Here is a 13,876-nt window from a genome sequence, read left to right as displayed (position 1 = left end):
GAGGATTTTTTCCGTATTCCGGAGCTTAAGAACCGCTTAGGTAGTAAATATAGGGAAGTACAGTGACCGAATTTATCTCATCAAAATACAATAGGGATACTTTTGATAAGATCCCGGAAGAAAAAAGGACCAGGATACTTTCCGTAGCGATTGCAGAATTTGCGAACCGAGGGTTCAATAATGCGAACACGAATATTATCGCAAAGAAGGCCGGTATCTCCGTTGGCTCTTTGTACAAATACTTCGATACAAAAGAGGATTTTTTTCTTACAGCTGTAGGTTACGGGATACATCAGCTGGAAAAAACCTTGGAAGAAGTCCTTAGCGAAGATAGCGACCTTTTCGGTAAGATAGAAAGAATATTAAGAATTATCCAAAAACATTCCAGAGAGAATAGAGATATCATTCGTTTATACAATGAGATCACTGCCGAAGGGAATTCCGAATTGATCCGAGGACTTTCCTCGGATATGGAAAGTGTTTCCGCTAAAGTTTATACTTCTTTATTGGCGGATGCGAAAAAGTCCGGATCTATCGGGAAAGAGGTAGACGAGAAAATTTTCGCCTTTTGCATTGATAATCTTTTTATGATACTCCAATTTTCTTATGCGACCGAGTATTATCGCGAAAGAATGAAAGTATATTTGGGAAAAGATTTCGATAACGATGAGAAGGTCGTAAAAGGAATGATGTCTTTTATTCGAAGGGCGTTGGAAAAGAAGTAATCTTAGCTATCGTGCGAAATTCATTCTATACATCACTCCGAACTCCAAAGAAGACGCTCTATTAGTAGCCGGTGTGGATTTTGCGGTTGCATCTATCAAAAAATTACTGAGGAAGACTATGTCTATTGGAGGTGGAGATGTCGCATCTCCTAGCCCTTGAAATCTTTGTTCCATTGAATTTACCGTATACTTCCATTCGAATAATTGGATCCCTACCCAGAAAGAAATTGTAGGAGTCCAGCGATAGAATAGCTTATTCGAAAAATTGAATCCTTTTGCAGTCCAAGTCGTAATCAGATCGGATCGGTAATAATCAAAAAAAGAACCATCTATAGAGCTTGCCGTTCCAACTGCGGCCGCGTACTGAATACCGGTCAGAGATAAATAATGAAGTTCGATCCTATCCTCCCATTTCTCCCCCAAACGAATTGTTGTTTTTACCCCTATCGAAGGTCCTTTCAAGATCTCCAGAAAATTATAATTAAATTTGGTCACAGAAAGTAACAAGTTCGCAAAATAATCGCTAGAGGTACTGTTATTATCCTCAGTTTTACCCCAAAACTGCGAATATCCAAAACTAGGTCTTATATCAAATTTTTGATTGCTGAAGGCTAAGTAAGAAATGTCTAACTTTAAAGAATTTTGTTTTTCAGGAAACGTTCCTTTATTTTCCTGAAGGAAGGAATTTCCTCCATATACAGTAATTCTTTCCGACGTTTTCCCGCCGAAGTGATTTGCAGTTAATCCGAATCCGAATTTTTTCCAATAATAGATCGCCCCCATACTATAAGCAAGGCCACGTTCATAGGCGGAATCGTCTACTTGAGTAGGAATGCCGTTTAGGGTGTTGATCTTTGCACTCATACGACCCGTATAATTTTCAGTAGGAGGACGATAAGAACCCATTCCTGCTCCGAAGTAGATCTCTAGATCCTTTCTGTCTGCTTGATCGATCGTATAAGGGCTAGTTGTTTTGTCTGTTTCCGGTTTTTTGCTCGGTTCAGGGGCTGGGGGAGGAGGTTCTTCTACAACTGTAGTTTGTTGTTTTAATTTTTCTTCCGACTCTTTCTTTTCTTGGACGGTTGGCTCTTTGTAACTAACTCTTTGGATATCTTTCTTGTTGAGTTGTTTGATCTTTCCGTCTTCCATTTTGATCTGCATCGTGGTGGCGGTTTGTTGGATCACGTCTCCTCGCAAGATTTGACCGTTTCTCATATAGATAGTCTGATGTTCTGCAAGCAGTGCGGCCATGGGCAAAGCTAATAAAAGGATGAATAAGTAAATTCTTATGTTAGAGCTTCCCATAACGCTGGCTATTAGAGCAAATCTTAGTTGGGTGAGCAATAACTTATTAAATGGTTAGAGATAAGAGATGCGCTAATTCTTCGATTATTATTGAATGGGGGTGGGGGAAATAAGGGAACTGTTCGGTCTTGGAGATTACCACAAATAGGGAAAAAAGTACGCGCCAAAATACGGATTATAAACCCGTTCATTTTATGGGATATTTAATCTTTTTTCGGCTCTTGGATTTCTTTTTCCCCTTGCATTGTGGGGTTTGCGACAGAGAAGATTTTTTCTCATTGCGGATCGGTATTTGCAAAAGTTGTGTTCGGACTTCTCGGAATTCTAAACCCTCTTTCAGATGTAATGTATGCTCTTCTCCTTTGACTAATTCATCCGAAATCTGCGGTTTCTGCGATTCCAGAAATATATTCTTTACTAAGGCGTTCAGCCTCCGTGATAGAAACGATCTTTTGGCGGAAATATTGAATAAACTTAAGGCAAACAACGAATATCCAGTTTCTATTTTTCTTTCTTTAGGAATACGAAAGGTTTTAAGAGGACTTAGGGCATTAGACTTGGATGCCTGCATACTTCTTCCCAGCTATTCAGGTAACAAAATTTTCAATCCGTCCCTTAGGCCATTCTTACCTAGCGCCAGATTGTATGAAGAGGCAAAAAGAATATTAAAAATCCCTTTAATAGAACCATTGTTGAAGAAAAGCCCGGAAAGACAGGCGGGTAAAACTTTTTCGGAAAGATTCTTTCATGCGTATTCCGCCTGGGAAATCAAATCGGATTGGAAGGATCGTTGTCCTTCTAAAATTCTCTTATTGGACGATGTTTTTACTACCGGAGCGAGCGTGAACGAAGCGAGCAGGATCCTAAGGAAGAATGGTACGAAGTCGGTCTATGTTTTAACGTATCTTAGGACGTCGGATTAAACTTGACTAATCTATATATCCGTTTAGTATAGATAACAAGAGATGGTTCGTAAAATTCTGCATGTGGATATGGATGCATTTTATGCTTCCGTAGAACAAAGGGACAATCCGGATTATCGGGGCAAGCCTATCATTGTGGGAGGTCCTCCCGATTCGAGAGGAGTTGTCTGTGCCGCAAGTTACGAGGCTAGAAAATTCGGAGTTAAGTCCGCTATGCCTTGCTCCCAAGCGGCTAGACTTTGTCCCTCGGGTATCTTTGTGACTCCTCGTTTCGAGGCATATCGCAGAGTATCCTCTAAGATTAAAGAGATCTTCTTAGAATTCACCGACCTAGTGGAAATGCTGTCCTTGGACGAGGCATTCTTGGACGTCACCGAAAATAAGAAAAATATACCCTATGCAAGTCAGGTTGCAAAAGAGATCAGAGAAAGGATTTTTGAAGAGACTCAGTTAACCGCTTCAGCAGGAGTTTCCATCAATAAGTTTTTAGCCAAGATCGCTACCGATCAAAACAAACCTAACGGTATGACGATCGTTCGTCCGGAACAAGCGGAAAAATTCATAGAATCGTTGGATGTATCCGTATTTCCCGGTATCGGAAAAGTTACATTAAGAAAAATGCATGCACTTGGGATCAAAAATGGTAAGGACCTGAAAGAAAAAAGTCTGGAGACGTTGGACCGAAATTTCGGGAAATCGGGGCGCTGGTTCTATGCGGTCTGTAGAGGTTTGGATGATAGGCCGGTACAACCTTATCGAGAAAGAAAATCCTTAGGCGCGGAATCCACTTTTCCAAAAGACTTGGAAAATAGTCCGGAAATATTCAGAGAACTTGCGGACATAGCGGAAGAATTGGAAAGAAGACTTCTTCAAAAACCTTTTCCAGGAAAAACGATCACCCTCAAAGTGAAATTTTCTGACTTCACACAAAAGACCCGAAGTATTACGGAGGATTATTCTTATCTCGATAAAAACGAATTGTATCGCATCGGATCCAAACTTTTGGAAGAATTTATATTAGGATCCGGTAAAGCGGTTTTTCCGATCCGTCTTTTAGGGTTAAGTCTCTCTCATCCGGAAAATAATTCTAACCATTCCCGGATCAAGTCCGAGGAGGAAGAGGACCTATTTCCTTCTCTTTTCTGATTATTTAGGACCATCTCCTGATTCTATCCCGGACGGTACCAAATTTGCGATTCCCTGTCTTAGATTCGCCCATTCTTGCCTACATTTTTTGTCGGAATCTTTTTCCTCGTTGTAATGTAACATTGATCTTCCTGCGGCGAGACTAGCTAATTTAGAATTATCGAATATTTTCCAGGCTATACTTAAAATGAACAATCCCACAAAAGGTAAGGCGATTTTCAAGATCCCGTGATGTTTGGAATCCATAATAGATCCCAAAAAAGTACAGATAGAACCTATGCTGAACAGATACCAACCTATATACAAATAATCCTCCGAAATTTCGGATGAGGTATTGATCATGTATCTACAGAAGGATCCTTCCATCTCCACTAATTCCGTTTTTCCGGAAGGAAGGAGGTTCTCTATAAACGGCTTTTCCAATCTGGATTTTCCTAGATAAGGCCGGATCTCTAGAAATAAGTTGATGCCAAGATAGAACATCCCTATGAAGAAGAGGATAAAAAAAGGTCTGTAAATAATTTTCGTCCTTTCAGTAGATCTGTAAACTTCCAATTCGGATTCAGGAACTCCCATTTTTTTTGAGATCCTATCTTTGTATTGTTGGAAAGCTAGATTATCCATGAAAGGAATATAATCGGTAGCCGGAAGTGAGTCCTTTATCTCTTTACTTTGGAGCCAAGTATTAATTTCGTTCAAGGCCTTGGTTTTAGAAACCTTAAAATACGGAAAGATAAGACGGATGAGAAACATAATGTTTTCCTGTTATAAAATCAGAAGGACCGGATTGGCTGGACAGATTAGAAAATCGTTACGTTGTATGCAAGGCGATTTTTAGAATAAAAAGAGATATGAAGATCAAAACTTCTCTAAAATAGCTAAAATTTCTCTTCCATATTGCCTAACTTTCGCTTCCCCCATTCCTTTGATCGCCATTAGATCGTCCATATTTTCGGGTTTTTGGGAGGCGATCCTGGCAAGTACAGGATTTTGGAGAACCATAAACTTTTTCCATTTATTACGCCTTGCGATCCGGTCTCGGAAATTTTTTAGTTCGTTTAGAATGAGTTTGTCGCCCGTAAGTTGGGCTTTTTTACGGGGTTTTTCCGGATCTTCGTTTGATATTTTAGGTTTTCCGAATGCAGTCAGGTAAATTTTAGGATATTTATCTCCCTTAACCGAAAGTTTTTTGGTCCTCTGCCAATCTTCTAAAAGTTTGAGAATGGATTCTTCCGGCACGTGCTTTAAAGAAGAATAATATTTGGACTTATCCAATCTTCTGCGAAGTATATCCTTGGATTTCGCTCCTCTTAAGGTGCCTGCGATGATCTTTTTTCCGAACTTTGCGGGATATTCCGACAAGAGTCCTTCTACCGATTCGATCTCGTCTGGATCGAAGATATGGGATTCTTTTTCCTTCTTCTTTTCCGCTTTTAATCTTTCTCTTTCCGTATAAGCTAGTCTAGCGGTATGAGAAGTTGTAGAGTCCGCGCAGGTGTCGCAGGACCCGCAGTTGGAGATTTTTTCTCCGAAATATTCGCATAAGATCTTTTGTCTGCAATCGGGTGAACTTACGTAAGATTTAACATGAGAGAGTAAGGTTTCTCCTCCCTTGTAGTTTGCTTCTTTGGATAAAAGAAAACTTTGGACGCTCAAGTCGCCTGGGAGAAAAAATAATACACAATCCGAATTTTTACCGTCTCGTCCAGCTCTTCCCGCTTCTTGGTAATAACTCTCCAAAGAAGAAGGTACCTGGTAGTGTAGGACAAGTCTTACATTCGGACTATCCAATCCCATTCCGAAAGCGTTTGTAGCTACGAGTATATTCGTTTTTCCGGATGAATAACCTTCTTGGGCTTTTTCTCTGCTGGAGTCGGTCCTTCCTGCGTGGTACTTTCCCACTTTGTATCCGGATTTGCGGAGAAGTTCAAAAATTTCATCCACCTTAGCACGAGTGGAACAATAGATTATCACCTTACCTGAAGTCGATCTATGAAAATTCCCTTTTTCTAATATTTCTAAAAGTAGATTCTCCTTTTCTCGTTCCGAGTCGGGATATACTACCGAAAATTTTAGATTTTCTCTGGCATAGGTGCCTTGCACATGTAATGGGTCTTTTAATCCTAAACTGTCCGAGATATCTTTTTTAACCCGGTCTGTTGCGGTCGCGGTCAGTGCCACCCATGGAGTTGCTCCTTGCAAATAGGAACGTAATGTATGCAGTTTTCTGTATTCTGGACGAAAATCATGTCCCCATTGGGAAACACAATGTGCCTCATCCACCGCCATTAAACTTACCGGAAGTTTCGGCAACAGATTTAAGAAAGAGCGAGAGACAGCTCGTTCGGGAGAAATATATAATATTCTAATTTTTCCGGTTGCTGCGGAAGATAAAACCCTGACTTGTTCCAGATCGTCTTGAGTGGAATTACAATAGGCTGCTTGTATACCTCTCGCTTTTAAACCGTCCACTTGATCTTTCATAAGGGCGATCAACGGAGAAATTACTACGGTAAGGGAGTCTGACTCTGCGAAGGAAGGTAATTGATAGATGAGTGATTTTCCGGCGCCTGTAGGAAGAATGGCGAGCACATCCTTTTTTTCCAATAATGCTTGGACTGCCTCCCATTGGCCTTGCCTGAATTGGGAAAATCCGAAATGGGTATGTAGGATCTTTTTCCAATCCTCTATCGAAGAGGAGACTGTTCCAGTATTTGCGGACAAGTTGAAACTTCTTCCTTATTCTTGATTTCGGATCTTACGGTATAGAAATCTTGAGGGATGTAGCGCGGAGTACAAGCTATTTTCGATGGATAACGGTTCGTTTAAAAGAATCTCCGCCAAAATTTCCCCTCCCAATAGGGAAGATAGAACTCCCCTGGATCCCAAACCGCCGAACACATACAGGTTTTTTTGCGGTTCTAAAAAAGGGAATTCTTTCTTTCGATTTTTAGGCAACCCTATACCTGAGTATGTTTTTCGAAAAAGTTGCGGAGAATGGACCGGGCCCAGGATCGGAAATCGGTCCGGTGTTTGGGATCGGATCCCTACGAATTCGGAGCGAACCTTGATATGATCCCAATCTAACCCTAAGAATGTCTTTTGGGAGTATCCTAAAATTTCTTCCGCGTCCTTACTTCTTGGATCCGGATCTAAATCGAATTCATTAAATGTGGAACCATTGACCCGGATCCCGTTTTTAGAAGGTGTGAGATACTTATCTCCCACTCGGATCGGATCCTTTTCGGATTCTATATTCGAATCTTCTAATATTTCCAATTGTCCTCGTACGGAGCTAATGGAGAAGGGAGATTCTCCCCATAAACTTTGTAATACACTTTCTATCCCGAAAGAATTTGCTAAGATTAAAACCTCCGTTTTATTTAAGATCTTTTTATTCTCGGAGAATAAACTCCATTCTTCGTTTTCGTAAGAGATCGAACTTACTTTTCCTCGTTTTAGAACAATATTCGGATGGTCTAAAAGTTTTTCGTTGAGAAGAGGAGTATCCGTCCAGAAGCCGGAAGGATAAAAGATACCTTTTGTATTTTCGGGATAATCTTTATCCAATTCCGGTCTTAGATCCGCCAATTCTTTAGATAAGGAATGTGATCTTACTCCCTCTTCCAATCTGTCCCAAGGAAGATCTTCTCCGGAAAGTTGTACCGTGCCTGAGATTCGGTAGGAACCGTTAGGAAGCAGATCGGAATAACGACGGATGGAATTTCCGAGACAACGTAAAGTCCATAAACTTGTAGGAGTTTCCCCTTTGGTGATATGAGGATGTGAGACTGCCATCGGGACTGAAGATGCGCGTAACGCATCGTGGTCGTCCCAGACTTCTACTTGAATTCCTCTCCAGGCAAGCGCTCTCGCAATGCTCGCTCCTGCGAGTCCACCGCCAAGCACGGATACTTTTTGTGGGATTTTATAAGAAGAATAATCTCTTCCGAAAAATGGGAGCGGATTTAGGTCGGGTTCCGGATCAGATCGGTAAACTCCGATCAGCATTTCTCTTTTTCTGCCATAACCTGGGATCTTAGAAAGAGTGAAGCCCGCTTTACTTAAACTATCTTTAACGGGTCTCGCCACTGTGAATGTTGCTAAACTTGCGTTTTTATTGGAAAGTTTTTTGATCTGAAGGGCGATATTTTCTCCCCAGAGTTCCGGATTTTTAGAAGGTGCAAATCCGTCTAGGAAAAATGCGTCGAACTTTCCGGAAACCTCCGGAAGATATTGGACTGCATCTCCTATCCATAAGTCCAATATCAGATTTTCCGTTTCGAATAGAAAAGTATTACATCCCGGTATTAGTACTTTATATTTTCGTAAAAATAATTCCAGCAGATCCGAAAGTTCGGGAAAAGCGGAGATTGCTCTGCGGATATCATCCGACTCTAACGGATATTTTTCGAATGAAGTAAATCTTAGAACTCGGCAGTCGGATTTATTTTTGCAATTTCTCCAGAGCTGCCAGGCTGCGAAAAAATTTAAACCTGTTCCATATCCTAATTCTAAAATGGAAAAAGCGTGATGTGTCTGAGAAGAAGAAAATCTTTCCTCTAATCTGTTACCTTTCAAGAAAACATGTTTGGTTTCTTCCAACCCGTTTTCCGGAGAAAAATATATATCGTCGAATTCTCTGGAAACGGGAGTGCCGTTTTCTTTCCAGTCTATCATCCGGGATTTTCCGTATCCGTTTTAGTATCTTCCTTAGGGGGAAGACCTGCTGAAGGTAGATTTCGTAAAGGAGGGTAGGCCGGTCCTTCTTCTTTTTTATGAGGTTCTTTGGATAGTTGTATTTCTTTTCTGACTCCCATCCTGTAGGTAGTCATGTTCATATAAAGAGATGGCGCAGGCAATCCGTTCGCAGTTGCCACCTGGTTTCTGATATTGAGTCCTTTCCCGTCCAAATCACCAAAACTTGTGATCTCCAAAAACACGTAGGCGTTATATAGGATCGTATCCGGAAAATATTGTCCTATATTATATTCAAATAATAAACGAAGACCTTTTAATTCTTGAAGTTGATTTTTGACACTGGAAATCCTTTGTTCTCTTTCTATAATATCCATTCGATAGACAGCAAGGCCGTATATGGGGCCAAGACCGAAGTTTACATTCTTCCCTTCATAATAACCTAGATAAAGTGTGAAATACATCTGATAATCTTCGTAGGTGTATTCCATATTTCTTCCTAACTGAGGGGGAAGGGGGAATAGTTGGTTGGAAACATATTCGTCGAATGCCAGGTAATGTCTTCCATCGTCCGGATAATTGATCAGGTTTCCTCTATACGTTCTGGGGGAAGTTAGGTTGAAGGACCAGGCAAGCCCGCTTAAAAGGGAAAAAAATCCTTTGATATCCCTTGTACCTGGGATCCTGCTCGGCACGGAGCCGATAGAATAGAAAGCACGAGTCGTAGTGGAATCCCGACTGACCACGCTTGAATCCGTGTCTGAACCCGGAGCAGTAAACTTACTAACCGGGATCCCTTGTACACTTGCGGGGTGGGTAAAAAAATCCAAGGCAGTATATTCAGCACCCGCATTAATAATGATCGAGTCTAAAATCCCACTCATACTTTTACAGGATGATAGAATTAGAAATAGGCAGAAGATTATGATCTTGGGCTTCAAAACCGGATTTAGTCTCTTAGAATCCATCGTCCAGAACCAAAATGAATTGGTCGGAAATCAAACCAAGTCCATTTCATGGGGCTTGACTGCTCACGTCGAAAACCGAGGATCGTATTAGTCGAAGTATATGTCTTTCGAAAAAAAACAGCCGATCCTTTATCCTGTTTCCGTAGCCCCGATGATGGACTGGACGGACAGGCATTTTCGTTTTTTCTTAAGACTGATCACTAAACATTCCCTATTCTATACTGAAATGGTGACCACCGGTGCCATTCTGAGAGGAGATAAACACAGATTTTTACGTTTTTCTCCTGAAGAATCCCCACTTTCCTTGCAATTAGGCGGAGACAACCCTTCTCAACTCGCGGAATGTGCGAGAATTGGGGAAGAATACGGATACTCCGAGATCAATCTGAACGTTGGTTGTCCGAGCGATAAAGTACAAGAAGGAAATTTCGGAGCCTGTTTGATGAAGGACCCGGATCGTGTAGCTGATTGTATCTCGGAAATGGATTCTAAAACCTCTATCCCTGTCACAGTCAAATGTCGTATCGGTGTTCGAGGAAAAGAAACATTAGAAGATTTGCATGAATTCGTGAAAACAGTAAGTGCAGCAGGCGCAAGAAGGATCACAATACATGCAAGAATCGCAATATTGGAGGGCCTAAGTCCCGCTCAAAACAGAACTGTTCCTCCGTTACGTTACGAGGATGTATATTCTATTAAAAAAAATTTTCCGGATCTTGTCATAGAATTGAACGGAGGTGTCAGATCCATTCCGGAGATACGCTCTCATTTGGACAAAGTGGACGGAGTTATGATCGGAAGGGCTGCATACGAAAATCCTTTTTTATTTTCCGACGTGGATTGCGAATTTTTCGGGGTGGAAACTTTACACGTAAGTCGCAGAGAGATCTTCGAGTCCATGCAGGAATATGTTTCTTCGCAAACTGCAGAAGGTGAAAAACCGAGCCGTATCTTAAGACATTTACTTGGTGCTTTTCATGAGATCAGAGGCGCTCGCTCCTATCGTAGGATCCTGACGGAAAAAATGCATTCCAACCCGGGACCTAAATTACTTTTAGAAGCTTTGGAGTCCATCTCCGCCGAATATCTTGATCGTAAATTAGGAAATCCGAAAATCGAGGCTAAAGAGACAGTTCAACCGGTGGTTTAATCGGAGAACACTCGTCTAAAAACTGCAGAATATTTGCGGAGAAACTTTTGGACACGATTCGAACCATAGATTGCGGATATGTAGAAGCGGGACTCGCCTGCGCTTATCTGATCGTCGATGGAGACAGGGCTACATTCGTAGAAAATAATACGAATTACGCGGTCCCACTTTTATTGGAAGCTTTAAAAGAAGAAGGGCTTACTCCTGAGTCCGTGGATTATATTATCATCACCCATGTTCACTTGGATCATGCGGGAGGAACGGGAAAACTTGTTTCTCTTTGTCCCAATGCGACGGTACTGGCCCATCCGAAAGCGGCGCCCCATATAATAGATCCGACTCGTTTGATCAAAAGTTCCATTCAGGTATACGGAGAAGAGAATTATTACAAGTTGTACGGGGAAATACTTCCCGTGCCTAGTGATCGTGTACGTACTATGAGTGACGGAGAGGAACTGGCCTGGCAAAAAAGAACATTCAGATTTTTGCATACAAGAGGACATGCGAACCATCATTTCTGTATTTATGATCCTTTAACGAACGGGATTTTTACAGGAGATACTTTCGGAATAGGCTATACATTATTTAGAAAAGGACAGGATTCTTTGTTATTCCCATCCACAACTCCGACAGACTTTGATCCGGAAGAAGCGATTCTTTCCATAGACAAGATCCTCGCAACGGGTGCGGATAAGGCTTACCTCACTCACTTCGGAGTCTGGGAAGATATCTCTTTGGGCGCTTCTCAAATGAAAGAAGGTCTTAACGTTATGAAAAACATCTTACTCTCCGCGGAAAAGACAAGTTTGGAGGGAGAATCCTTGGTTGCATTCTGCGAGGGTAGAGTTCGTTCTTATTTAGAAGACCAAATCCGTATCCGACACTTACCCTTTGGTGAGAAGGAAGAAAGATTTATCGGATTTGATTCTCAGATCAATGCGCAAGGGATTGCATTTAAAATAGAAAGATCTCGAAAGAATAAAAAATAAATTCCCATCCCTTAAGTATCTATTTATAATTCTTCTAAATTTCAGTAATGAAGCTCCAAAATAGTCTAGTATCTCTTAGGTGAAGTTTTTCATTTGCTTTCCCCGTTCCGGGTTTTTTGAATATACTTGTGGGCTTAACTTCGGATGAATTCGAAAAAAAAAGAAACTTAGTAATCCTTCTTTGTGCCTTCTTTCTTTTAACCGCTTGCTCTCCCAAAACTTCCGAAAAGGTTCCTGTACTGTACAAAGGAAGTATAGATATGAGTACAGTCAGTCCTTGGGGAGAAATTTATCCCCTCAAAGGAGATTGGGAATTCAGTTGGGGAAATCTTTACTCACCTAATACGGGTTATGTGGAGAGCGGCCAATACTTTCCGGTCCCGGGGATTTGGAGGGATTATTCGTCAGAATTTACCTGGCAAGGACATGGTTCCTATAGATTAAAGATCCGTAAATCTCCGGAAGAAAAAAATTTAGGGATTTATGTTCCTAGGATCCCGGGAGTCTATTCCGTATATTTCGGAAAACGATTGATCTTTGCCAATGGGATTAATGGGACCGGCCGGGCGGATACGGAGTTTTTGGCTCATCCGAATACTCAGATCTATCCATTAGATTCCCTGGATACGGAACTAATCGTAAACGTTTCGAATTATAGGGGAAATTTCCTAAAAGGTGGGATCCGCAATCCGTTTCTGATCGGAGATCTGGATAATCTGAAGTCAAAAGTGGTACAGGATTTTATCTGGGAGACACTTTTAGTCGCCATTATTTTTTCAGTCGGTTTGTATCATCTCATTTTCTTCGCATCATATAGAAAGGACTTGGTGCCGCTATTTTTCGCGTTATTCTGCTTTTTAGTCGCATTCTATTCCTTCGTGACTTCCGGACTTCAATATTTTCTTACACCTGAGCTGAGTTTGGATCTTCGGATCAGAATGGAATATTTCTGCGAAGCGAGTCTGGTGCCTTCCGTGTATTTGATCCTGAAAACGATGTATCCGAAACAGTTCGGAGCCAGATGGATGGCGATATTAATGAGCACCATGCTCATTTTCGTCCTATCCGTGTTCGTATTAGGAGAAGAAGAACTTATCTATCTATATTCCTTCTTCATGCATCTGCCTCCATTTTATACTTTGGTGCTGTTAGCCGCATTAGGATATGCTTGGTGGCAGAAGGAAGATAGAGCGAGGACCGTGTTTCTTTCGGGTATGATACTAGCAATTTCTATGGTGAACGATGTCATCTGGGGATTGTACGAAGTTTACTTTCTCATCCCTTATAGTTTCCCGGCTGCACTCGTCGGATTTATAGCATTCAATTCTTATATTATATCATTAAGATTTACTAAAGATCTGGAGAAGGCGGAGACATTCGCGGAATTACAATCCAAATATAACGAACAACTCCGATTGAACGCCGAGGAAAAGGCAAAGTATGCCGCCTTGGTGGACCAATCCGTGGACAAAGGATTTCATTCTCTGATCGATCAATTGGAGTCCAAAGAAAGTTCGGATAAATCCCTTTCTAAACTCAAAAACGAACTAAACCAAACTCTTTCCGGGGTCCGGGATATTTTGGACCTAATGCACCACCAGGGTGGAAAAGAGGAATTAGTGGAAGAAGAGATGAGAAAGTTCGTTCAGAAAAACCCGTTATTCTCTCATTCAGAGATCCAAAAAGTGTCTCAGTTTTTGAGGATAGACGAATGCCTTCAGGTCCAGAGGATCTTCTCCGATGCCGTAAAGATAGGGGCGAGAAGGTCCGGAGAATCTAAAATTTTTTGGGGAAAAGAAGGAGATTCTATATTACTTAGGGTACAGACCACTGGAGTTGCGGAAACCAAAGAAGAACCTTCTTCCATTTTAGAAGCGGACCTAAAAGTAAGGGCGGAAAAATTAGGAGCAAGATTTTTCCTATTGAGTGAGCCTGGTAAATTCGAATTCGAGCTTAGATTGCATCCGTAACT

At 41.3% G+C, this 13,876-nt stretch carries 11 protein-coding genes; 6 read left to right on the top strand and 5 right to left on the bottom strand.

Translation table 11 applies throughout. The annotated features are described in order from the left end of the window. The first annotated feature begins 62 nt into the window (after positions 1-62). A complete protein-coding gene (locus AB3N61_RS13630) occupies positions 63-725 on the top strand; it encodes a TetR/AcrR family transcriptional regulator (protein WP_020770418.1) in 663 nt (220 codons plus the stop codon). Positions 726-731: 6 nt separating this feature from the next. Here the strand turns inward: AB3N61_RS13630 and AB3N61_RS13625 are convergent, their stop codons facing one another. Then, positions 732-1,940, bottom strand: coding sequence for an LA_0442/LA_0875 N-terminal domain-containing protein (locus tag AB3N61_RS13625; RefSeq protein ID WP_367897847.1), 1,209 nt, complete (start codon positions 1,938-1,940; stop codon positions 732-734). Between the two features lie 368 nt (positions 1,941-2,308). Here AB3N61_RS13625 and AB3N61_RS13620 point away from each other — a divergent pair, with 368 nt between their 5' ends. Both AB3N61_RS13620 and dinB read left to right on the top strand, forming a co-directional pair. Beyond that, positions 2,309-2,953 (top strand): ComF family protein, encoded by a 645-nt coding sequence (locus tag AB3N61_RS13620; RefSeq protein ID WP_367897846.1) that lies wholly within the window; start codon positions 2,309-2,311, stop codon positions 2,951-2,953. A gap of 42 nt (positions 2,954-2,995) precedes the next feature. Beyond that, positions 2,996-4,099: a DNA polymerase IV gene (gene dinB / locus AB3N61_RS13615; RefSeq protein ID WP_020770428.1), complete on the top strand. Its 1,104-nt coding sequence runs from the start codon at positions 2,996-2,998 to the stop codon at positions 4,097-4,099. Here dinB and AB3N61_RS13610 read toward each other — a convergent pair whose 3' ends face one another. The 4 genes from AB3N61_RS13610 to AB3N61_RS13595 form a co-directional block, all read right to left on the bottom strand. Continuing rightward, on the bottom strand, positions 4,100-4,852 hold the full coding sequence (locus AB3N61_RS13610) for a hypothetical protein (protein ID WP_367897845.1): 753 nt from the start codon (positions 4,850-4,852) through the stop codon (positions 4,100-4,102). Positions 4,853-4,957: 105 nt separating this feature from the next. Continuing rightward, positions 4,958-6,823 carry a RecQ family ATP-dependent DNA helicase gene (locus AB3N61_RS13605; protein WP_412758375.1) on the bottom strand — a complete coding sequence of 622 codons (1,866 nt, stop codon included), beginning with the start codon at positions 6,821-6,823 and terminating at the stop codon, positions 4,958-4,960. 15 nt (positions 6,824-6,838) lie between these two features. Continuing rightward, positions 6,839-8,779: a bifunctional tRNA (5-methylaminomethyl-2-thiouridine)(34)-methyltransferase MnmD/FAD-dependent 5-carboxymethylaminomethyl-2-thiouridine(34) oxidoreductase MnmC gene (mnmC, locus tag AB3N61_RS13600; RefSeq protein WP_367897844.1), complete on the bottom strand. Its 1,941-nt coding sequence runs from the start codon at positions 8,777-8,779 to the stop codon at positions 6,839-6,841. Then, entirely contained in the window at positions 8,776-9,681 is a 906-nt protein-coding gene (locus AB3N61_RS13595; RefSeq protein WP_020770324.1) for an LIC10647 family lipoprotein, read from the bottom strand. Before AB3N61_RS13595 ends, mnmC begins: the two co-directional genes overlap by 4 nt. Before the next feature lie 184 nt (positions 9,682-9,865). On the opposite strand from AB3N61_RS13595, the gene dusA reads away from it, so the two are divergent. The 3 genes from dusA to AB3N61_RS13580 all read left to right on the top strand — a co-directional run bounded on the left by dusA (position 9,866) and on the right by AB3N61_RS13580 (position 13,874). After that, on the top strand, positions 9,866-10,915 hold the full coding sequence (gene dusA, locus AB3N61_RS13590) for a tRNA dihydrouridine(20/20a) synthase DusA (RefSeq protein ID WP_367897843.1): 1,050 nt from the start codon (positions 9,866-9,868) through the stop codon (positions 10,913-10,915). A gap of 47 nt (positions 10,916-10,962) precedes the next feature. Continuing rightward, complete coding sequence (locus AB3N61_RS13585) at positions 10,963-11,904, top strand: MBL fold metallo-hydrolase (protein WP_367897842.1); 942 nt, start codon at positions 10,963-10,965, stop codon at positions 11,902-11,904. A gap of 128 nt (positions 11,905-12,032) precedes the next feature. Beyond that, entirely contained in the window at positions 12,033-13,874 is a 1,842-nt protein-coding gene (locus tag AB3N61_RS13580) for a 7TM-DISM domain-containing protein (RefSeq protein WP_367897841.1), read from the top strand. Positions 13,875-13,876 lie beyond the last annotated feature (2 nt).

It is taken from the genome of Leptospira sp. WS58.C1 (assembly GCF_040833995.1).
In the GTDB taxonomy this organism is placed as follows: Bacteria; Spirochaetota; Leptospiria; order Leptospirales; family Leptospiraceae; genus Leptospira_B; species Leptospira_B cinconiae.
The sequence above is the reverse complement of the archived record's forward strand: the minus strand, read 5'-3'. Positions and strand labels throughout refer to the sequence as shown.